Below are 18,519 nucleotides of genomic sequence, written 5' to 3'. Positions count from 1 at the left end.
GGTCACGGCAAGGCGTCGAAATCCGGCCGCCGATATCCATCGACCAAGGCCCGCAGCCCGTCTGGCGCAAGCACCTCGACCTTGTCGCCCCATTGATAGAGATGCCAGGCCATTTCCAGCCACCCCGCCGCCGTGAAGCGGACAATCAGTCTGCCGTCGTCCTGTGGCTCGAGCACCTGTGTCGGGTGAAAACGGAATTCGGCAGCGCGCTCGGCGGCCTCGGGTGCGAAACGCCAGACCACCTCGCCATACTGTGCGGGATCCTGATAGACGCCGAATGCCTTGGCGGCGTAGTCCTCAAGGGTGAACCCCGGTGCGAAGGCAAAGCTTTCCTCCAGCACTTCGGCGGCATGGATCCGATCCATGCGGAAGTTGAGGATGGTCCCGCTGCGTGATGGCTGGCGGGCCACAAGATAGCTGCGGTGACCCAACAGCAACCCGTGTGGTTCGATTACCCGGGGCGCGGCGTCAGCTGATCCATAGGTGACGCGCAGGCGAAACGGCCCTCGCAGCGCCTCGATCATGGCGTCAGTTACTGCAGGGTGCAGGGTGACGGTCGGACCGGGACGCATGACCTGACCCAGACCTGCCAGCACCGCCTCGGCATCGGCTTCGGACCGCGTTGCATCGCGCGGGCTCAACCGCGCCAGCAGCCCATCACGCAGATCCTCGAGCGCGCGGGCGTGGTGAAATCGCCCCTGAGCCCGGGCGTCGCGGGCAGCGATCTCCAATGCCTCAATGGTCGTTTCCTGTCGTGGTTGCAGACGTTCGGGCGGCGGTGTTTCCAGCCGCCAATACCGTCGGCGATCTTCGTCATCCACGGTCGTGACATTGGCGAATGCGGTGTCCAGCGCCTCGGTCATCCGTTGCGCCGTGCGGTGCGAGACCCCGAACTCGGCGCAGATGTCCTCAAGGCTGACGCCGCCACGCCGGGAAGCGGCCATTCTGGGCGAGCCGGAGCAGATCCTGAGCCTTGGCGAAAGACATTTGACCTCTATGTCAGGAATTGACACCATTATAAGCTATTGATGGACTTGCGGTCTGTCGAGGCGATTCCCTCGGGGATCGAGTCTCGCAAGTATTGGAGCAGTAATGAGGGACCTCGACAGCCAAATCCTTCTGTCCGCCTCAGACCTCATGCGCTTCATGGGATGTTCGCACGCGACGACCCTCGATCTGGCGCATATGCGCGGCACCGGCCCGGAGCCGCGAGAAGACAGCGAGGACGTTGCACTGCTGCAGAAGCAGGGCGACGCCCACGAGGCCGCGCATCTGGCAAAGCTGGGCGCGGCGGGTCGTGGTGTCGTGGAGATTGTGCGAGGCAACCTTGCGACCGACGCCGAAACCACGCGCGCGGCGCTGGCGGCCGGGCCGGAGGTCGTTTTCCAGGGCGCTTTCCTGTCAGGCAACTGGGGCGGCTGGTCGGATTTCCTGGAACGGGTGGAGCGTCCCTCGGCGCTTGGGGATTTCAGCTATGAGGTGACCGACACCAAGCTCAAACGCCGCCCGCACCCGAAACATGTGCTGCAACTGGTGCTCTATTCTGATTTGCTGACCGAGGTTCAGGGCGTGGCGCCCGAGTTCGCCCATGTCGAATTGGGGGACGGCACTCGCGCAACCCTCCGGCTTTCGGACTACGCAGCCTATGCCCGCATGGCGCGACAGCGCCTTGAAGCCTTTGTGGCCGACCCGCAGCCGACCCGTCCTACGCCGCGTGCCGACTGTGGTCTTTGCCGCTGGGGCGACCATTGCGCCGATGTCTGGCAGGCCGAGGACAGCCTGTTCAATGTCGCCAACATCAGCCGTGGACAGGTGAAGAAGTTGGAAGCTGCGGGCATCCGGACTATGGAAGCCCTCGCCAAACTCGATCATCCGATCCGCGGCATGGCGGGAAACACGCGTCTTCGCCTGATGACGCAGGCCCGCTTGCAACACGCCCGCAAGACCGGCGCGCCAGCGTTCGAACTGCGCGCCCCGGAGCCTGGCAAGGGGTTTGACCTTTTGCCCGAACCGCAGGCCGGTGATCTGTTCTACGACATCGAAGGCGATCCACATTTTGAGGGCGGCCTCGAGTACCTGCACGGCGTCTGGTTCGACGGCCAGTTCCGTGCGTTCTGGGCGCACGATCATGCGGCCGAGGCACGCGCTCTCGCTGAACTGCTGGAGTTCTTCCGTGCGCGACTCACGGCTTATCCGGACGCGCGCATCTATCACTACGCGCCCTATGAGATCACGGCACTTCGGCGATTGACCACGAAATATGGGACCGGCGAGGCTTTCCTCGATCGGCTACTGCGGGAGCGGCGGTTCGTGGATCTGTTCGCCGTCGTGCGCGGCGCGTTGATCGGGTCCGAAGCCAACTATTCCATCAAGTCTATGGAGGCCTTCTACGGCCGCAAGCGCGATGGTGAGGTGAAGACGGCGGGCGGTTCGGTCGTGGCCTATGAACGCTGGCGCGAGACTGGCGAGCAGCAGATCCTCGACGAGATCGAGGATTACAACCGCGTCGACTGCATTTCGACCGAGGAGCTGAGGGATTGGCTGGTCGGCATTCGCCCCAGCAGCCCCTGGCCGTCGCTCGGTCAGGATGCGGGCATGAAGGAGGCGGAGGAGGACGCCGACACGCAAGAGCTGCGTTCGGCCCTGGCGGCCTCTGACCTGTCCGACGACCGGAAGGAGATGCTGTTCAACCTCGGCCTCTTCCACAAGCGCGAGGCGAAGCCCGCGCAATGGGCGGTGTTCGACAGCGTTGGCAAGGATGAGGATGATCTGATCGACGATCTCGACGCGCTTGCCGGGCTCGAGGCTGTGGGCGCGGCTGAGCCCGTGAAACGCTCGATGGCACGCACCTATCGCTTCCCACAGCAGGAGACGAAGTTGCGGGGCGGTAGAAACGCGACCGTGCCGGTCCTTGACGGGCCGCCTGCCACAATCAGCATCATCGATCTTGATCGGACTTCGCGCGAGATCACCCTCAAGGCCGGGGCGGCGAAGGCGCATCTTCTGACGGACCGTCTGACCCTGCACCCGGACTGGCCGCTGAATACCGACGTCATCGCCACCGCCCTGCACGATGTGATCGCTGATCAGTGTGGCTCCCGCGCCTACCGGGCGGTCGATGACCTTCTGTCCCGCACGGCGCCCCGCCTGACGACCGGCACGCTGGAACCTGTCACCGATCCGGTTGCGGGCACCATTGCCGCCGTGGGCGCCATGGATGAAACCGTCCTGCCTATCCAGGGGCCGCCAGGCACAGGCAAAACCTATGTCACCGCCCGGGCGATCCTGTCGCTCGTGCGGCAAGGCGCACGTGTCGGCGTGACATCGAACAGCCATGAGGCCATCCGCAACGTGCTGATGGGTTGCCTTGCCGCTCTGGAAGATGTGGACCTGCCGATCACTCTCGACCTCGTCCATAAGACTTCGGGAGACGAGGACAGCTATCCCGATGATTGCCCCGTCCGTCGCACGACCGACAATGCCGAGGCCGCTGGTGGCCGGCAGGTTGTTGGAGCGACTGCGTGGTTCTTCTCCCGCGATGAGAATGTGCAGGCCTTCGACTGGCTCTTTGTGGACGAGGCCGGTCAGGTCGGACTGGCCAACATGGTCGCCATGGGCCGGGCGGCACGCAACATCGTGTTGGTCGGCGACCCGCGCCAGTTGCCGCAGGTCATACAGGGCGCGCATCCTGAACCGGCGAACCTCTCCTGCCTCGACTGGATGCTGGGCGATCATGCGACGGTGCCGCCGGACCGCGGCATTTTCCTGCCTGTTTCACGGCGGATGCATCCGGACGTCTGCCGGTTCATTTCCGACCAAGTCTACGAGGGGCGGCTGACCAGTTACCCTGACACTGCGCGCTAGGTCGTGGCTGGGACCGCGTTTCCCCCGGCGGGTGCGTTCTGGGTGTCGGTTCCGCATGAGGGCAATGCCCAGATCGCGCCAGAGGAAGTCGCGGCCATCCAGGCTGCCGTCCACCAACTGCTGACGGGTACCTGGACAGAGAAGGACGGCACGACGCGTTCCATGCGCCAGTCCGACATCATCGTGGTCGCGCCCTACAACGCACAAGTGAACGGTCTGCGCGACGCGCTGCCCGACGGCATTCGCGTCGGCACCGTGGACAAGTTCCAAGGTCAGGAAGCGCCTGTCTGCCTAGTCTCGATGACAGCGTCATCGGCCGAAGAGACGCCGCGGGGCATGGACTTCCTGTTCTCCCTCAACCGGATCAACGTGGCTGTCTCGCGCGCCAAGGGGCTGGCGCTGGTCTTCGGCGCGCCGCGTCTGCGCGAAGCGAAATGCGAGACTGTCGAGCAGATGCGGCTGGTGAACACGCTCTGTGCTCTGCCAGTATTCAAACAGAACGAAAGAGGAAGTGCATGAGCGAGAACGAGTGGTTTGTAATGCGTCCGCAGAAGGCTCAGGCCTATGGCCGCCCCGAGGCTGGTGGCTTCCTTGTTCGCAAGGGCTCGACGGCGATGCGGGAAGGCTCCCCTCGTGTGAAGCGGGATCGCGAGGAGCGTGACCGCTTGGTTCGGCAAGGGGTCCTCGTACCGGATAGTGACCCGGAATTGTACCGTTTCTCGCGCGATCACCTCTTCAGCAGCTCCAGTGTGGCTGGGGGCATCGTCAAGGACGGCAATTGCAGCGGCCCGCAAAGCTGGCGCAGGCCCAGTGATGGCAAGACGATCAAGGACGTCCTAGGGTGAGTAACGTCGGAACCAACACCAGAGACTCGGGTTCTAAATCAGATGTAGTTGTAGGCAGCGTGGCCGAGATCGAATACGTCAAGTCGCTTGCGGCGCGGAAAATCCGCGGTTTCAGGGGGACAATTGATGAACGGGGTGAATATCTTGACGAGGTATACCAAAGCAACGCGAGGCTCACCGCGAATATTGCTTCCGACTACCGTGACCGGTTTCTCATCGAGCTGATCCAGAATGCCTACGACGCCCATCCAGTGGGAACCCGGGATGGTCAGATAAAAGTCATTCTCGATATGCGAGAAGGCGAGTTTGGCACCCTCTTTGTCGCAAACAAGGGGCGGCCCTTCGCCGAAGAGAATGTTAAAGACCTCTGTGACATTGGGCTTTCGCGGAAGCCCTTGGGCGAGTCAATCGGCAATAAGGGCCTCGGTTTCCGCAGTGTGGTGCAGATCACGGACGCACCCTCCGTCTATTCACAGTCTGTAGCGACAGCGTCAGAGAACCATTTTTCAGGGTTCTGTTTCAGGTTTGCGGGGCCTGACGACTATGCGGAGCTGATTGACAATCGCAGACATCTTCAACTCGCTAGTCGCGATCTTCCGATATTCCACATCCCCATCTGGATCGACGAGCAAACTCGATCGATTCGTGACTTTGCCGAAGAAGGCTTCTCCACCGTCATTCAGTTACCGTTGCGCGATGCAGTGGCCACGGAGTCGGTACGGCGGCAAATCATTGATCTGCATGACCAAAAGGTTCCGATGTTGCTCTTCCTGGAGCGCGCGTCTTCGCTAGCCGTTCGCATCGTGGCCGAGGCCGGGCAAATAGAGACCGAATTGGCTTTTACCCGATCGGAAGACGTTGACAACTTGGCAGGCTTGCAACTTGCGCGCGTTGACTTGGGAGGCGCGGGAACGTTCTTCATGGCGCGGCGGCTTGTAGCCGAGTCCAAGATGAAGGACGCCATCGAGAAGGGGATCGCCCGCAAGGAATTGAACGAGCATTGGGAGAGGTGGGCAGGCGATGGAGAAGTAGCGGTCGCAGTTCGTCTCGACGCCGTCGTCCAGACACCACGGCTTTACACCTTTTTGCCAATGGGCGAACAAGCTAACGCCCCGTTCGCTGGCCATCTTCATGGCAGCTTCTTCCCCTCGTCCAACCGAAAGCATCTGAACGCCCGCATCGAGCTAAACGCCCTTTTGCTGACGGAGGCTGCATCTCTTGCCGCTGAGGCGATTGACCATTTAGTCAATTTTCCTTCAGGCAAGACAGCCGAGTGGCTGACAAGTAAGGAGCGCGCGACCGCAGTTGTCGATCTGCTGTGCTGGGCTCAGGTAGGAAGCCTGGAAACTGATGAGGACCTTCCAGCAAAAGTGGCCGACCGTCTCACCGTGCTTTTTGGTGTTGATGACTTCCAGGACGCTCCTCTCGTGCCTTGTCTGGCACCTAGGACGGAAGCGCATCTGCTGACGTGGCAACCACCAACATCTGCACGTCGATGGCCGGAAGGACACGCGGTATTCTCGGCAGAGGTCGCCGCGGAAGCTGCGGACCGCATCAAGTTTCGACCGATATGGGATCAACTGGCTGACCGGCTGGAGCAGCTTGACAGATTCCTTGCGGAACATGCTCACAGCTACCCAGGGCTCCCCAAAGCTGATGAGCGCGTGCGTCTTGTGAGCATCGTTGCAAAGACTATCAGCTCTGAGCGCAAGCCGACAAAGTCCAAGTGGCTGCAATACTATTCTGAACTCCCCACTTTCATGGGCAAGGACGGCAGGCACTTGGCAGGGTCGCCGGTACTCTTGGGTGACGATGGTGATCTCCACGCAGCAATGGCGAGCGAACCCCGTCAAGCTGCTAGCGACCAGACAACTCGCCGTCGCCGCACACCCCAAACAGCGGTATTTTCGCCGCCCGATCCGCGTAGGGTCGATGGTGAGGATGACCTAGATGTTGAGCCGCCCAAGAAACTTTCGCGACGTTTCGCGTTTCTCTCACCGACATTGCCATGGCACGGAGAGCTGGCCCCTGCGCGTAGCTATCTAGAGCAGCACAGACTCGTCGAGGAATTTGATCGCGACGCGATCCTGGCGCACCTCTCCCGAACTCTCCAGCGTGAGCGAAATAAGGAGGTACTTAAAGGCGGCCTGAGATGGGCATTTCAACTCTGGAGGCAACCACGGGCTTACGGCCGTGCCTTTCGGATGCAATCTCAGCATCGTTTCAGTGTGCCAACATTGGATGGAAATTATATCCCAGCAGGGGAGGCGATCTTCTCTGCCGGCTGGCCAAAAGAAACTGCGGGTGAGCTATTACAGTCATTCTTGGACACTGCCCCGCAGGGGCTTCCCGATATTGAAAGATTGGCACATCGCCGATTGGCTGCGCCTGACCATCCTGCATTTCGAGGACGTTGGATCGACGACTGGGTTCAGTTTTTGGCGGAGCTTGGTGTTGCCTCCGGCTTAAAACCGGAAATCAGAAGTGCCAAGAAAACAAACTTTCCCGCATACGAAGTTTCAAATTTTTCCTTTTTAGAAAACTACGGTATCCCAAAAGAATTCGGAAGTCAGTGGAGCGAAGCGATTGCGTCGCTGAACCCGTCGCTTCTTCATCTTCCGTCCGGCACGACTTACGTGATTAATGGAGACCTGTCTTGGCTCCCGGGCCAAGCGGATGTTGATGCCTTTTCGCCGAAGTGCGCAGCTTGTTACGCAATGCTTGTCCTAAGATGGCTTTCTGAGACTTCTAATTTTCCGTCAGAGGTTGAGGTTCACCACCACTTTACCAGATGGGCAGATCGGAGGGATTGGCCGTCACCAGCAATGGCATTTCTAGTCTCAGCGAAATGGTTTCCAATCGAGGATCCAGGGCCTTCTGGCGCAGAGCCAGTCGTTGTGCGACCATCCGAGGTATGGATGTTCGATGGTGGCAGCGAACGCTTTGTGCCATTTCTTCGACGACCAGTCGTTTCCATCCGACGTCAACTGGAACGGGCATCCGAACGGCTAATCCAAAATCTCAAAGTCCACGCAGGGCTGCGCATCTTCAATGATCCTGCGGTCCTGCCGGCCCAGTTGGAGTTCCTTGCACAGCAATATGTTGGCGAGGGATTTGACAGATTTTTTGAACGCCATCTCATCAATTTATACAATCGGAGTTGGTTGCTACTTGCCAACGAAGCCACCGATCTCGATCGGAAGGCAGCTCCATCGCGTATCCTGGCGAAAAGAGGGCAAGTTCTACACCTTGTCACGATGCCTCAGCAGGCCGGTGAAGAGGGTGAAGTCGTTTATGTTTGTGATACTGAGCGTGAGGGGGATGTCAGCCTGCTCGAAGCCAGTGGAAGGCTATTTTTCGATCTGAAAGAAGGAGAGCCCAAACGCATAGGCCAGCTGTTGGAAGCGCTCTATGGTAATGCGGTGAGGCGGCTTTCGAACGTAGAATATTCGCTCCTCGCAGACGGCCGCGATATTGAACTTAGCGATGTAACGCCTCTCCTAACTATATGCCCTCAGCTGCGAGCGATGCTGGCGATCGCGATGGAGGCGCTAAACGGCACAGAGGCACAGCGTCTTCCGTCTGACCGCACCCTTGTTCTGGCACGACTTGAGAGACTGCTGGCCAAAAAAGCCGGCAAGCTAAGCTTCAACATCGACGGCATTGACGTGTCTGCTGACGAAGACACAAGCGCTTTCCACTTCCGGCTTTCAAGTGGTGAATCGGTGGTTGTGGTTGGAGCTGGAGGTGACTGGTCCTGGGATGTCTTGGATCGCTGCATGCCTGCGATAGCCGAGGCAGTAGGTTATCGATCTCTCGCGCCACACATGAGGTTGTTGGTGGCGCATGTCCGGAACCTAGGAACCCTTCGAGAAGCGGTGTCGGCGCCGTTCGATGATCTGAAGCGTTTCGCGAGTGTCTTGCAGCTGTCTCATACTGCAGCGGAGGCCGCGCGTGCCACAATAAGTGCTGGATTGGAGCGCGTGGCACCCTGGATAAGAGCAGTGCTGCACCTGGTGGCAGGACCACAAGCACTTCAAGAATTCGACGAAGAGGGTGCCGATGTCCTTAAGGATGCACTTGCTCTCGAACTCGCGCTCTCGAAACTGCTGAATGAAATGGCTATCACTGCTGACAAGGTCGTAGAAGTGGCCCGGACCGCACTTGGCCCTAAGGATTTCCGCGAGGGGCTCCGGCTCGATTTTGCTGACTTCAATTCGAGCTTGATAGCGCTCGGAATGGAACCAGAAGCGTACCCTGACACCCACAGATCGCGCCTCGAAAACTTCATCCGTGTGAAGGAGGTAGAGATAACGAATTGTCTTCGAACGACTACTGCGATGCGTCTGAAAAGTATGCAACCAGCAGAGACCTATGGCGAACTCCGGGGGAGCTTTAGAAACTTGGTGCCGGATCCTAAATGGCTGCTGGAGTTCGAAGAGCCGCCGCAACATGCTCTCGCAGCACTTGTGAACTCATGGCTTGCGGAACATGAGGCGCCGCCACTTGGTCATGCTGCCAAGAACCTTTCTCCTCTGTCCGAAGTACGCACGCACAATCACAAGTTTGTTCGAGAATTTATACTAGAGGCTGCGCCTATCGTGCGTGCATGGTGCGCGAAGAACGAGCCGGACGGGTCTACATCCGCTTTGCTTGCGGATGATGAAGGTAATCATGTTCGCAAGCGCCTCGACGACGTTGGTGTCCTAGATTTCCAGCCGTTGGACCAGAATGCGCTGTTGAGATGGCTCCGTGTGCTTGAACTTTGGCCAACGGCGATGCCGCTCGCACTCGATCTCGAGGGGCTGGGACTCTCTGAGGGAGACCTGTCGACGGAGAGCGTACGAGCTCGCGAGGCCAATGAGGAGCGGAAGAGAGAAGCGCGCTCCGTCCCTTTCAACGGTCGTTTTATCGACCCAATCGGCGCCGACCTGTTTCAGATATCAGAAGAACTTGGTCGGACTCTTTCGACAAAAGTGTTGGGGAGGTCGCTCGGAACAATAACCGATCTTGCAGAACCCGACGGGTCCCCGACATCCAAGCCAAAAGAAGCAGGCGACCGCTCCCCCAAAGGCCGCAGACCGCGAGTTCCGGAAGAGAAAACGGAACTCATCGGTCGGCTTGGCGAAGTGACGATCTACCATTGGCTTAAGAAAATTCTACCCAATCAAGATATTGATGCGGCGTGGCGCTCAGAAAACGGCGAACTGATCACTGGCCGCAAGGGTCGAGACGGGTTGGGATACGATTTCGAGGTAAGCTACCGCAACCAGATCTGGCAGATCGAAGTAAAAGCTAGTCTTGACGATCCTCAGTCGTTTGAGATGGGCGAAACTGAGGTAGCAGCTGCACGAGCCGCAGCACGACCACGAAGCGGCGTCCAGTATAAGATTGCCTACGTCAGCTACGTCTCTGAACCCGCGCGAGCGATGATCGAAATGCTTCCAAACCCTATGTCTGAAGACGGGGCGCGTGTCTTAGAACTCCGCGGCGAGGGCATTCGATACGGCTTTCGTCGCAGCAAATCATGAGGGGCGGCACACCACTTCTCGTCCTGGAGAAGGTTGGATATCAGGCCCATCCCCTCCGCCATCGCTGTCGATTGCCCTCTGTCATCCGATGTTGCCGCCGGCGCCGCGTTCCAACGGGCGTGCGGATCCTGGGCGGGGTGTTGGGCCACAAGCGGCGATGGGTAGCAGGGGCCGAAGGGGTGCTGATAATGATCGCCCGCAGGCTTCTGGGGTAGGCTACTCCGCGTTTGCCAGCTTTGCCAATGTCGACCGCGAGGGGGCGAAGAAGGTGGTGCCTGTCCGGGCTGTGGAAAAGTCCAGAAGCCGGTCGTATGCGCCTTTCGGTTCACCGATGAACATGCGCTGCAGCATCTTTTCGATCACCCAAAGCCGGCGGGTATAGCCTATGAAATAGGTTCCGAACTCACGCCGCCCCGGGCTGCCGAACGGCATATTGTCCCGCAGGATATCATGCTCCACGCCCTGCGGGTCGACGATGGTGGCCAGGCTCTTGTGCGATTTCTGGTTTGCTGCCTGATCGTCGAGCTCGATGTTGTCCACCTTGGTGCGGCCGATGATCTTCTCCTGTCGGTCGGCGCCGATCGCCTTCCATGCGGACAGGTCGTGCAGGTATTTCTGGGTCACCACATAGCTTCCCCCGGCGAATTCGCGATCCTCTTCCCCGACCAGCGCCGATTCCGGAATGTCCTGTCCCACCGGGTTCGCGGTTCCGTCGACAAAACCAAGAAGATCCCGCGCGTCGAAATAACGGAAGCCCCAGGTCTCATCGACGATCCGCACCGCGTCACCGAGTGTGTCAAGCAGCAGCCTGGCGAATTCGAAACACAGGTCGGCGCGCTCGGCCCGTATGTGGAACAGCAGGTCGCCCGGCGTCGACGGGGCCTTGTGAACAGGGCCATCGATCGGAGAGAACGGCTTGAGTTCAGCCGGCCGGCTGGAAGGAGAGAGCCGGTCCCACAGGGCGGACCCGATCGCCGCGATGCAGGACAATTTGCCGTCCAGGTCGCGAAAGCCAACGGTTTTGATGAGGTCGTCCAGCCCGCCGAGTGTCGCGCGGACGCTGGCAATCGCGTCATTGCCGTCCATGGTTTCGACGACCAGGAAGATGGCACTGCGCGAAAGCGGAGCTTCGATGCTCTGGGCGTCGATTGGCACCCGATCCCAGGTATGTCCCGCCATGGCCGCTCCGGCGTTGTGACGCGGCGCTCACATGCCGTCCGCTCGAAAACATTTCTATATCGGAAAGCGCGCTATTTCCAACCCGCCCGCTTCAGCCGAAAGCCGCATTCCCCGGTCCGGCCTCGTTACGGAGTGAAAGAAGCTTTGACCGCAGTGGCATTGACCTCACGGTCATGGACTTCATGATGCGCGCCCGGCGGGGACAACAAGAAGGGACCATGAATGACCCGCAAGATCCAGCTTCTCGCCGCATTGGGCCTGACATTGATCGCCGTCACCGCCTGCAGCCAGACGGAGACGACCAGTTCGGTCCCGCCTCCCGGCGCGACGGAAGCTCCTCCTCCGCCTGGTGCCGGCGTCATGGCACCCAGCGACACGGTCGCGCCCGCCCCTTCCGGCACCATGTGATCCGCACCTCATCGGCCGGTCGTGCTCCACCAATCGAGGCATTGTTTCGACAGGCCCGAGGAAAGCTCCTCGAAACGAAGATCGAGACGGAAACCCGCCCGGCTGAGGCCGGGCGGGCCTTTGTTTCAGTCAGGCGCAGACGGCCGGAACTCAATGGGCGGTCTGCGAATGTTCGCCGCCCGGCTTCGATATGCCGCCGAGGGCCCTTCCGGCATTGGTGGCGTCGCCGTTGGTGGCGAGGTCTCCCAGCGAGACGATGCCCACCAGCCGCTTTTCCCGGTTGAGCACCGGCAGCCGCCGCACCTGTATGTCGCCCATATTGTCCAGGACGCTGGCAACCTCCTCGTCCTCGAAGCAATATTTGACGTCGGTCGACATGACATCTTTGACGGGCGTGTCCGGTCCCATTCCCGAAGCCACGCCGCGAACGGCGATATCGCGATCGGTGATCATCCCGACGAGCCTGTTGTCGTCGGCGACCGGAAGCAGGCCGATATCGAGGCTTGCCATTGCCCGGGCGACATCCCTGAGCTTTGCCTCGGGGCCGGCAAACCGGACGTCCCTGGTCATGCATTCGCTTACTCTCAACGGATTTCTCCCTGTGTTCCTCACCCCACGCTGCCCCGGGTGAGTGAGGCCAATGAGGGGCGGGGAGAATCGTTCCAACAAATCTTGACGGAATGAGAGACGGCGGCCGCGGCCTGTCGTGGCGAAAGCCGTCCTGGGCACCGCATAAGGTTCGCGACCCCGGTCAAACAGCCCGTTCCAGAAGGCAATTCGTCACGAAATGGCCACATCGGCGGCAGTTTCTCGTCGCAATGATCATGTCAGTTGCGCGTGCGTGCGGTGGGGCCAATCGGAAAAGGCAAATCCATGCGCAAAACAGTAATGATCCTCGCCAGCGTCACCTTGTTCGGAACTGCCGGCGCTGTCCTCGCGCAGGAGGCATCTCCCTCTCAGCAGCCGGCCAATCCGCCCGTGACGGCTCCGGCCATCCAGCGCGTCAACGTCATCGATGTGAGCGAACTGCCACAGGAGACGCAGGCGCAGGTCAACAAGATCGTGGAAGAAACCAGCAGCGAGAGCATGCAGCAATTGCACAGCATGGTCGAAGCCTCGCCCGAGGCGAAGTCGGCCCTCGATGAAAAGGGTGCCAAGTCCACTCAGGTCGTGGCCACAAGCATGGGCGCGGATGGCACGCTGACGCTGATCACGAAGAAGAACAGCTGAAGCTGGTGGCCGACTACGACGAGTTACGCCGTGCTTTAAAGACCATGACCCCGGCTTCGGCCGGGGTTCTTGGTTTCGGCAGGCGGCAAGTTTCCTCGCCGGCCGCGACTATCCGGTTCGGCTTCTTGTCCTATTCCTGGATGTCCGGCTCCACTAGCCTTGCCAGGTTCCGGAGTGAATCCTGCCAGCCGAGATAGCAGGCCTCGGCTGGAATGAGGTCGGGGATGCCTGCCTGTTCGATGTTCAGTTCCGTGCCGACCGAGACCTTCGTCAGGGTCACGATCACCTTCATCTCGCCGGGCAGGTTGGGATCGTCGAACTTGTCCGTGTAGCTCACCCGCTCGCCCGGGACGAGTTCGGTATATTCGCCGCCGAAGGCATGGCTTTGGTCCGTCGTGAAGTTGCGGAACGACATGCGGAAGGTGCCTCCGGTTTTCGGCTCAAGGTGATGCACGGTGCAGGCGAACCCGTTGGGCGGCAGCCATTTCGCGAGTGCATCGGCCTCTATGAAGGCGCGGTAGACCTTCTCCGGGCTCGTTGCCAGAACGCGATGCAGGCGGACGGTACTGGGCATGACATGTGTCCCTTCTGATTGGATTGGCGATCAACGCTCCTAGGACGAGCACGGTTTCGCCAATCCGACAAATTGGCCCGGATTTTTTTGCAGCTGCGGTGCGGAGCGGGCTACAATTGTCCGGCCCGCAACTGTTCCGCGCTCCTCGGGGAAAGCAGGCCGGGAGGAACATCGAACACCGTCTTGGCGCCGAACTGGCCCATGGCGTGCAGGCGATGCACGGCCCGCGCATAGGCCACCAGCACGCTGGCCGTGAACTCCGGATTGCTGTCGAGCTTGAGGCTGTATTCGATCGTCTGCGTGGTGTTCGCCGAGGTTTTGCCGCTGCGGATGACGAAGCCGCCATGCATCATCGCCGCGTGATTGCGGGCAAGCTCTTCAGCGCTGATGAAATTCACGGTGGTGTCGTAGTCGGCGAAATAGTGCTCCATGGTGACGATCGCCTCGCGCACCGGTCCCGGTTCGACGCCGTCCTGGAGCACCACGAAGCATTCGCGCCGGTGCTTTTCGCGGGTTGCCAGCGCCGGCCGCGATCCGTTGCGGGCCCGCTCCATGGCAGCCGGGACGGGGCGTGTATATTGCACCGCGCCCGCCACGCCGGGAATGCGGCGCACGGCGTCCGAATGGCCCTGGCTCAGCCCGTCGCCCCAGAAGGTGTAGGTTTCGCCGTCCGGCAGCAGGGCCTCGCCCAATATGCGGTTGATCGAGAACATGCCGGGGTCCCAGCCGGCCGAGATCAGCGCGGTGCGGCGATTGGCCTTTGCCGGGGCGTCCACCGCGGTAAAATATTCCGGAATGCGGGCATGCGTGTCGAAACTGTCGACCGTGTTGAAGAGGGCTGCATATTCCGGCCCTTGCCGGGGGAGGTCTTCCCGGGAACCGCCACACAGGATCAGCACGTCGATCCGGCCGGCATGTCCGGGCTGGGTTTCCATGGCGAACACCGGCGTGCCGGGCTGGCGGGGGCGAAGCTGTTCGGGCGGACGGCGCGTGTAGATGCCGACGAGCTGCATGTCGGGATTGTGGCCCATGGCCGCCTCGACGCCGCGCCCGAGGTTTCCATGGCCGGCAATGGCAACGCGAATGGGTTCGGTCATGTTCATGATCGTGTTCCTGATGCTGGGGAATGGTCCCTCGAAGCACCGGGGAACCGAAAGACGGGGAGGGGATAGCAGATCGCCTGCCCATATCAAGGCAAGTCCCACGGCAGTCCCCGCCTGGGGAAACAGGCGATCAGACCCGGTACGGATTTCGGGCGCGGTCATCAAATTCCTGAACTTGTCCTATGGTGCGGCGCCCGGCTTTGCGCTAGAAGCCGGCATTTCGCTCAAACAGGGCTCCAAGGAGTTGGACATAATGCTGAGAGGCTCGCTCACCGCGCTCGTAACGCCGTTCGACCAAGACGGGCGTTTCGACGAGAAAGCCTTTCGCGCCCTGGTCGAGTGGCAGATCGAGGAAGGCACCACCGGGCTGGTTCCGGTCGGCACCACGGGCGAGTCGCCCACGCTCTCGCATGAGGAGCACCGCCGGGTGGTCGAGGTTTGCGTCGAGGTGGCGAAGGGCAGGGCTCCGGTGGTGGCCGGGGCCGGTTCCAACAACACCAAGGAAGCGATCGGGTTGGTCAAGCACGCCGAAAGCGTGGGCGCCGATGCCGTGCTGGTGGTGACGCCCTATTACAACAAGCCCACCCAGCGCGGCCTTTACGAGCATTTCGCCGCCGTCGCCCAGGCCACCACGCTGCCGATCATCATCTACAACATTCCGCCGCGTTCGGTGATCGACATGACGCCGGACACGATGGGCCGCCTGGCGCACGACTTCAGGAACATCGCCGGCGTGAAGGACGCGACCGGCAAGGTCGAACGCGTTTCGGAGCAGCGCGCCACCTGCGGCAAGGATTTCATCCAGCTTTCGGGCGAGGATGCCTCGGCGCTCGGCTTCAACGCCCATGGCGGCGTCGGCTGCATTTCCGTCACTGCCAATGTCGCGCCGCGCCTGTGCGCCGAATTCCAGCAGGCGACGCTGTCGGGCGACAGCGCCCGCGCGCTGGAATTGCAGGACCGGCTTTTGCCGCTGCACAAGGCGATCTTCACCGACACCGGCGTCGCCGGAGCCAAATATGCGCTGTCGCGGCTTGGCCGGATCGCGAACGTCGTCCGCTCCCCGCTGGTCACCGCGGAGCCGGAAACGGAAGCGAAGATCGACGCGGCGATGAAAAGCGCCGGCTTGATAAACTGAGGCCGATGCGCCATCTGTGCGCATCATGAGCCAGAACCGGAAAGCCGATCCCAACAACAAGGTCGCCGCGGAAAACCGCAAGGCGCGCTTCTCCTATGAGGTTCTCGACACGCTCGAGACCGGGCTGGTACTGACCGGAACGGAGGTGAAGTCGCTGCGCGGCGGCCAGGCCAACATCCAGGAATCCTACGCTTCCGTGGAAGGCGGCGAGCTGTGGCTCATCAACTCCTATCTGCCGGAATATCTGCAGGCCAACCGCTTCAACCATGAGCCGCGCCGCCGCCGCAAGCTGCTGGTCTCGAAGCGCGAACTGGCGCGGCTGGCGCAAGGCGTCGACCGCGAAGGCATGACGCTGGTGCCGCTGAAGATCTATTTCAACGATCGCGGCCGCGCCAAGCTTCTGCTCGCCGTGGCCCGCGGCAAGAAGCTGCACGACAAGCGCGAGACAGAGAAGCAGCGCGACTGGAACCGGGAGAAGGGGCGGCTGCTTAAGGAAAGAGGTTAGGTCAGGGGAGTAAGGCAGTAGGGCAGTAAGGCAGTATGTTTTTAGAAAATCACGCTGTTCGTTGTCTGACAGCCCTGATATTTTTCCCTACTGTGCCCTACTGTGCCCTACTGTGCCCTACTGTGCCCTACTGTGCCCTACTGTGCCCTACTGCCCTACTGCCCTACTGCCCTACTGCCCTAAAAACCCCGCTATCTCCCTGAACACGCTGACGAACATCTCCTCCGTCAGCACGCCCGTGTTCGTGTTGTAGCGCGAGCAGTGATAGCTGGAGAAAAGCGTGAGGCCGGCGATGTCGTGGCGGCCGCCATGCTTGAACGGATGCGCCGCCACCCGCCCGCCCAGCGTCCGCACCATGGACTGGTGGGCGATGGCGCCCAGCGCCAGCACGGCGGTGAGGTTCGGGAAGCTTTCGATGGTCGGGATGAGGAAGGACCGGCAGGTCGTAATTTCCACGCCGGTCGGCTTGTTCTGCGGCGGCACGCAACGCACCGCATTGACGATGGCCGTGTCGATCAGTTCGAGGCTGTCGTCCGGGCGGGCCTCGAAGCGCCCGCGCGCCAGATTGAAACGGGTCAGCGTCGAATAGAGCAGGTCGCCGGCATAGTCGCCGGTGAAGGGCCGGCCGGTGCGGTTGGCCCCGCGCAGGCCGGGCGCCAGCCCGACGATGAGCAGGCGCACCGCCTCGCGCCCCTGCGGCGGCAGGAACGGCGGAACGGGCGCGTTGAACCAGCCGGGCTCCTTCGCCCGCCATTCGGCGATGAAATCGTGAAGCCGGGGGCAGAGGGGACAGTTACGGTCCGGATCGGTCGGAGCCAGCAGCATCGTCGTCCCCCTCAGTCGTCGTCCTCCTCGTCCTCCCCGCTATGGGCAGGTTCCGGGCGCCGCGCGGCCTGCTCGCGCCCGACCTCGTTCTTCAGCGTCATGAGGTCGATGAAATGATCGGCCTGGCGGCGCAGTTCGTCGGAGATCATGGAGGGCTGCGAGGCCATGGTCGAGACGATGGAGACCTTGCGGCCGCGCCGTTGCAGCGCCTCCACAAGAGTGCGGAAATCGCCGTCGCCGGAAAAGATCACATAGTGGTCGACGACATCGGCCAGTTCGAGGGCATCGACGGTGAGTTCGATGTCCATGTTGCCCTTGATCTTGCGGCGCCCCGTCGCGTCGGTGAACTCCTTGGCCGGCTTGGTCACCACCTTGTAGCCGTTGTAGTCCAGCCAGTCGATCAGCGGGCGGATGGAGGAGTATTCCTGATCCTCGACCAGCGCCGTGTAATAGTAGGCGCGCAGAAGATAACCGCGCTTCTGGAAGCTGGCGAGCAGCTTGCGATAGTCTATGTCGAAGCCGAGTGAGCGCGAGGTGGCATAAAGATTGGCACCGTCGATGAAGAGAGCAATCTTCTCCCGGGGGTCGAACATCGGAAATATCCCTTGGCAAGTATAACGTGGCAGTGAAATAACCTGCGACGGTACGTGGCCTGGAAATGACCGGACCCCTCCCGCCGAAATCGAGCTATTCCCCCAAATAGCGTCAGCTTCGTGGCAGGCCAATCCCGCCTTTGCATATTTTGTCGGGCCGATCATGCCGCGGATTCTCCCGGAAACCGGATTTCATTTTCCGCTTGGGGGTTGCGATGGGAGGCGAAGCCTGTCGCTTGTGTTTTTCCGGCATCCGGGTTATGGAGCGCGTCTGTTTTCCATCAAATCCTTCGCATGAAAGGGGCATCCAATGGCCCGCGTCACCGTTGAAGATTGCATCGACAAGGTCGAGAACCGCTTCGAGCTGGTCCTTTTGGCCGGCCATCGCGCCCGCCTGATCAGCCAGGGCGCCCAGATCACCGTGCCGCGCGACAACGACAAGAACCCGGTCGTGGCGCTGCGCGAGATCGCCGACGAGACCCTGTCGCCGGGCGATCTCAAGGAAGATCTGATCCACTCGCTGCAGAAGCATGTCGAGGTCGATGAGCCGGAAGCCGAGGCCATCGCCGCCCAGCCGGGCGCCGCTGCCGCCGACGACGTCGACGAGCCGGAAGAGAACATCACGTTCGACCGCATGTCGGAAGAGGACCTTCTGGCCGGCATCGAAGGCCTCGTGCCGCCGGAAAAAAGCGACGATTTCTGACCTTTAAGGGAAGTTCCGGCTCTT

16 protein-coding genes are annotated in these 18,519 nt (G+C 61.1%); 9 read left to right on the top strand and 7 right to left on the bottom strand.

From position 1 onward, the window contains the following. Window positions 1-2 precede the first annotated feature (2 nt). A complete protein-coding gene (locus tag ABID37_RS04075; protein WP_354192795.1) occupies window positions 3-944 on the bottom strand; it encodes a helix-turn-helix transcriptional regulator in 942 nt (313 codons plus the stop codon). 148 nt (window positions 945-1,092) lie between these two features. Here ABID37_RS04075 and ABID37_RS04070 point away from each other — a divergent pair, with 148 nt between their 5' ends. Genes ABID37_RS04070 through ABID37_RS04055 form a run of 4 tightly spaced genes read left to right on the top strand, consistent with a single transcriptional unit; the run spans window position 1,093 to window position 10,240 of the window. Beyond that, a complete protein-coding gene (locus ABID37_RS04070) occupies window positions 1,093-3,864 on the top strand; it encodes a TM0106 family RecB-like putative nuclease (RefSeq protein ID WP_354192794.1) in 2,772 nt (923 codons plus the stop codon). Between the two features lie 3 nt (window positions 3,865-3,867). Continuing rightward, a complete protein-coding gene (locus ABID37_RS04065; protein WP_354192792.1) occupies window positions 3,868-4,383 on the top strand; it encodes an AAA domain-containing protein in 516 nt (171 codons plus the stop codon). Next, on the top strand, window positions 4,380-4,709 hold the full coding sequence (locus ABID37_RS04060) for a DUF4357 domain-containing protein (protein WP_354192791.1): 330 nt from the start codon (window positions 4,380-4,382) through the stop codon (window positions 4,707-4,709). Before ABID37_RS04065 ends, ABID37_RS04060 begins: the two co-directional genes overlap by 4 nt. A 59-nt stretch (window positions 4,710-4,768) precedes the next feature. Continuing rightward, window positions 4,769-10,240: a sacsin N-terminal ATP-binding-like domain-containing protein gene (locus tag ABID37_RS04055; protein WP_354192790.1), complete on the top strand. Its 5,472-nt coding sequence runs from the start codon at window positions 4,769-4,771 to the stop codon at window positions 10,238-10,240. Between the two features lie 216 nt (window positions 10,241-10,456). Here the strand turns inward: ABID37_RS04055 and ABID37_RS04050 are convergent, their stop codons facing one another. Then, window positions 10,457-11,419 (bottom strand): Dyp-type peroxidase, encoded by a 963-nt coding sequence (locus tag ABID37_RS04050; RefSeq protein ID WP_354192789.1) that lies wholly within the window; start codon window positions 11,417-11,419, stop codon window positions 10,457-10,459. A 222-nt stretch (window positions 11,420-11,641) separates the two neighbouring features. Between ABID37_RS04050 and ABID37_RS04045 the strand changes: the two genes are divergently transcribed. Further along, entirely contained in the window at window positions 11,642-11,827 is a 186-nt protein-coding gene (locus tag ABID37_RS04045; protein ID WP_354192788.1) for a hypothetical protein, read from the top strand. 150 nt (window positions 11,828-11,977) lie between these two features. On the opposite strand, the gene ABID37_RS04040 is transcribed toward ABID37_RS04045, so the two are convergent. Further along, entirely contained in the window at window positions 11,978-12,415 is a 438-nt protein-coding gene (locus ABID37_RS04040) for a CBS domain-containing protein (RefSeq protein ID WP_354192787.1), read from the bottom strand. A gap of 285 nt (window positions 12,416-12,700) precedes the next feature. Here ABID37_RS04040 and ABID37_RS04035 point away from each other — a divergent pair, with 285 nt between their 5' ends. Beyond that, window positions 12,701-13,057, top strand: coding sequence for a hypothetical protein (locus tag ABID37_RS04035; protein ID WP_354192786.1), 357 nt, complete (start codon window positions 12,701-12,703; stop codon window positions 13,055-13,057). Between the two features lie 130 nt (window positions 13,058-13,187). On the opposite strand, the gene ABID37_RS04030 is transcribed toward ABID37_RS04035, so the two are convergent. Together ABID37_RS04030 and ABID37_RS04025 are read right to left on the bottom strand one after the other, a co-directional pair. Further along, window positions 13,188-13,631, bottom strand: coding sequence for an SRPBCC family protein (locus tag ABID37_RS04030; RefSeq protein ID WP_354192785.1), 444 nt, complete (start codon window positions 13,629-13,631; stop codon window positions 13,188-13,190). 110 nt (window positions 13,632-13,741) lie between these two features. Next, window positions 13,742-14,734: a diaminopimelate dehydrogenase gene (locus ABID37_RS04025; RefSeq protein WP_435521530.1), complete on the bottom strand. Its 993-nt coding sequence runs from the start codon at window positions 14,732-14,734 to the stop codon at window positions 13,742-13,744. A gap of 253 nt (window positions 14,735-14,987) precedes the next feature. Between ABID37_RS04025 and dapA the strand changes: the two genes are divergently transcribed. Together dapA and smpB are read left to right on the top strand one after the other, a co-directional pair. Then, window positions 14,988-15,869 carry a 4-hydroxy-tetrahydrodipicolinate synthase gene (dapA, locus tag ABID37_RS04020; RefSeq protein ID WP_354192784.1) on the top strand — a complete coding sequence of 294 codons (882 nt, stop codon included), beginning with the start codon at window positions 14,988-14,990 and terminating at the stop codon, window positions 15,867-15,869. Window positions 15,870-15,894: 25 nt separating this feature from the next. Then, entirely contained in the window at window positions 15,895-16,374 is a 480-nt protein-coding gene (gene smpB / locus ABID37_RS04015) for an SsrA-binding protein SmpB (RefSeq protein WP_354192783.1), read from the top strand. 171 nt (window positions 16,375-16,545) lie between these two features. On the opposite strand, the gene ABID37_RS04010 is transcribed toward smpB, so the two are convergent. Further along, on the bottom strand, window positions 16,546-17,199 hold the full coding sequence (locus tag ABID37_RS04010) for a uracil-DNA glycosylase (protein ID WP_354192782.1): 654 nt from the start codon (window positions 17,197-17,199) through the stop codon (window positions 16,546-16,548). A gap of 11 nt (window positions 17,200-17,210) precedes the next feature. After that, a complete protein-coding gene (locus ABID37_RS04005) occupies window positions 17,211-17,792 on the bottom strand; it encodes a LabA-like NYN domain-containing protein (protein WP_354192781.1) in 582 nt (193 codons plus the stop codon). Between the two features lie 310 nt (window positions 17,793-18,102). Between ABID37_RS04005 and rpoZ the strand changes: the two genes are divergently transcribed. Next, the gene (rpoZ, locus tag ABID37_RS04000; RefSeq protein WP_354192780.1) at window positions 18,103-18,495 is read left to right on the top strand and encodes a DNA-directed RNA polymerase subunit omega; all 393 of its coding nucleotides are present in this window, start codon (window positions 18,103-18,105) and stop codon (window positions 18,493-18,495) included. Window positions 18,496-18,519: the final 24 nt, after the last annotated feature.

The organism is Aquamicrobium terrae (genome assembly GCF_040545735.1).
Lineage (GTDB): Bacteria > Pseudomonadota > Alphaproteobacteria > Rhizobiales > Rhizobiaceae > Mesorhizobium > Mesorhizobium terrae_A.
Note: the sequence above shows the minus strand (reverse complement) of the source record. Positions and strands in the feature narration are given on the sequence as shown.

Excerpts from the sequence above, each read along its gene's own strand:
- ABID37_RS04075 (WP_354192795.1), bottom strand. The coding sequence starts at position 944 with ATGGCCGCTTCCCGGCGTGGCGGCGTCAGCCTTGAGGACATCTGCGCC.
- ABID37_RS04025 (WP_435521530.1), bottom strand. The coding sequence starts at position 14,734 with ATGAACATGACCGAACCCATTCGCGTTGCCATTGCCGGCCATGGAAAC.
- ABID37_RS04010 (WP_354192782.1), bottom strand. The coding sequence starts at position 17,199 with ATGCTGCTGGCTCCGACCGATCCGGACCGTAACTGTCCCCTCTGCCCC.
- ABID37_RS04060 (WP_354192791.1), top strand. The coding sequence starts at position 4,380 with ATGAGCGAGAACGAGTGGTTTGTAATGCGTCCGCAGAAGGCTCAGGCC.
- ABID37_RS04030 (WP_354192785.1), bottom strand. The coding sequence starts at position 13,631 with ATGCCCAGTACCGTCCGCCTGCATCGCGTTCTGGCAACGAGCCCGGAG.
- rpoZ (WP_354192780.1), top strand. The coding sequence starts at position 18,103 with ATGGCCCGCGTCACCGTTGAAGATTGCATCGACAAGGTCGAGAACCGC.
- dapA (WP_354192784.1), top strand. The coding sequence starts at position 14,988 with ATGCTGAGAGGCTCGCTCACCGCGCTCGTAACGCCGTTCGACCAAGAC.
- ABID37_RS04070 (WP_354192794.1), top strand. The coding sequence starts at position 1,093 with ATGAGGGACCTCGACAGCCAAATCCTTCTGTCCGCCTCAGACCTCATG.
- smpB (WP_354192783.1), top strand. The coding sequence starts at position 15,895 with ATGAGCCAGAACCGGAAAGCCGATCCCAACAACAAGGTCGCCGCGGAA.
- ABID37_RS04045 (WP_354192788.1), top strand. The coding sequence starts at position 11,642 with ATGACCCGCAAGATCCAGCTTCTCGCCGCATTGGGCCTGACATTGATC.
- ABID37_RS04005 (WP_354192781.1), bottom strand. The coding sequence starts at position 17,792 with ATGTTCGACCCCCGGGAGAAGATTGCTCTCTTCATCGACGGTGCCAAT.
- ABID37_RS04050 (WP_354192789.1), bottom strand. The coding sequence starts at position 11,419 with ATGGCGGGACATACCTGGGATCGGGTGCCAATCGACGCCCAGAGCATC.
- ABID37_RS04035 (WP_354192786.1), top strand. The coding sequence starts at position 12,701 with ATGCGCAAAACAGTAATGATCCTCGCCAGCGTCACCTTGTTCGGAACT.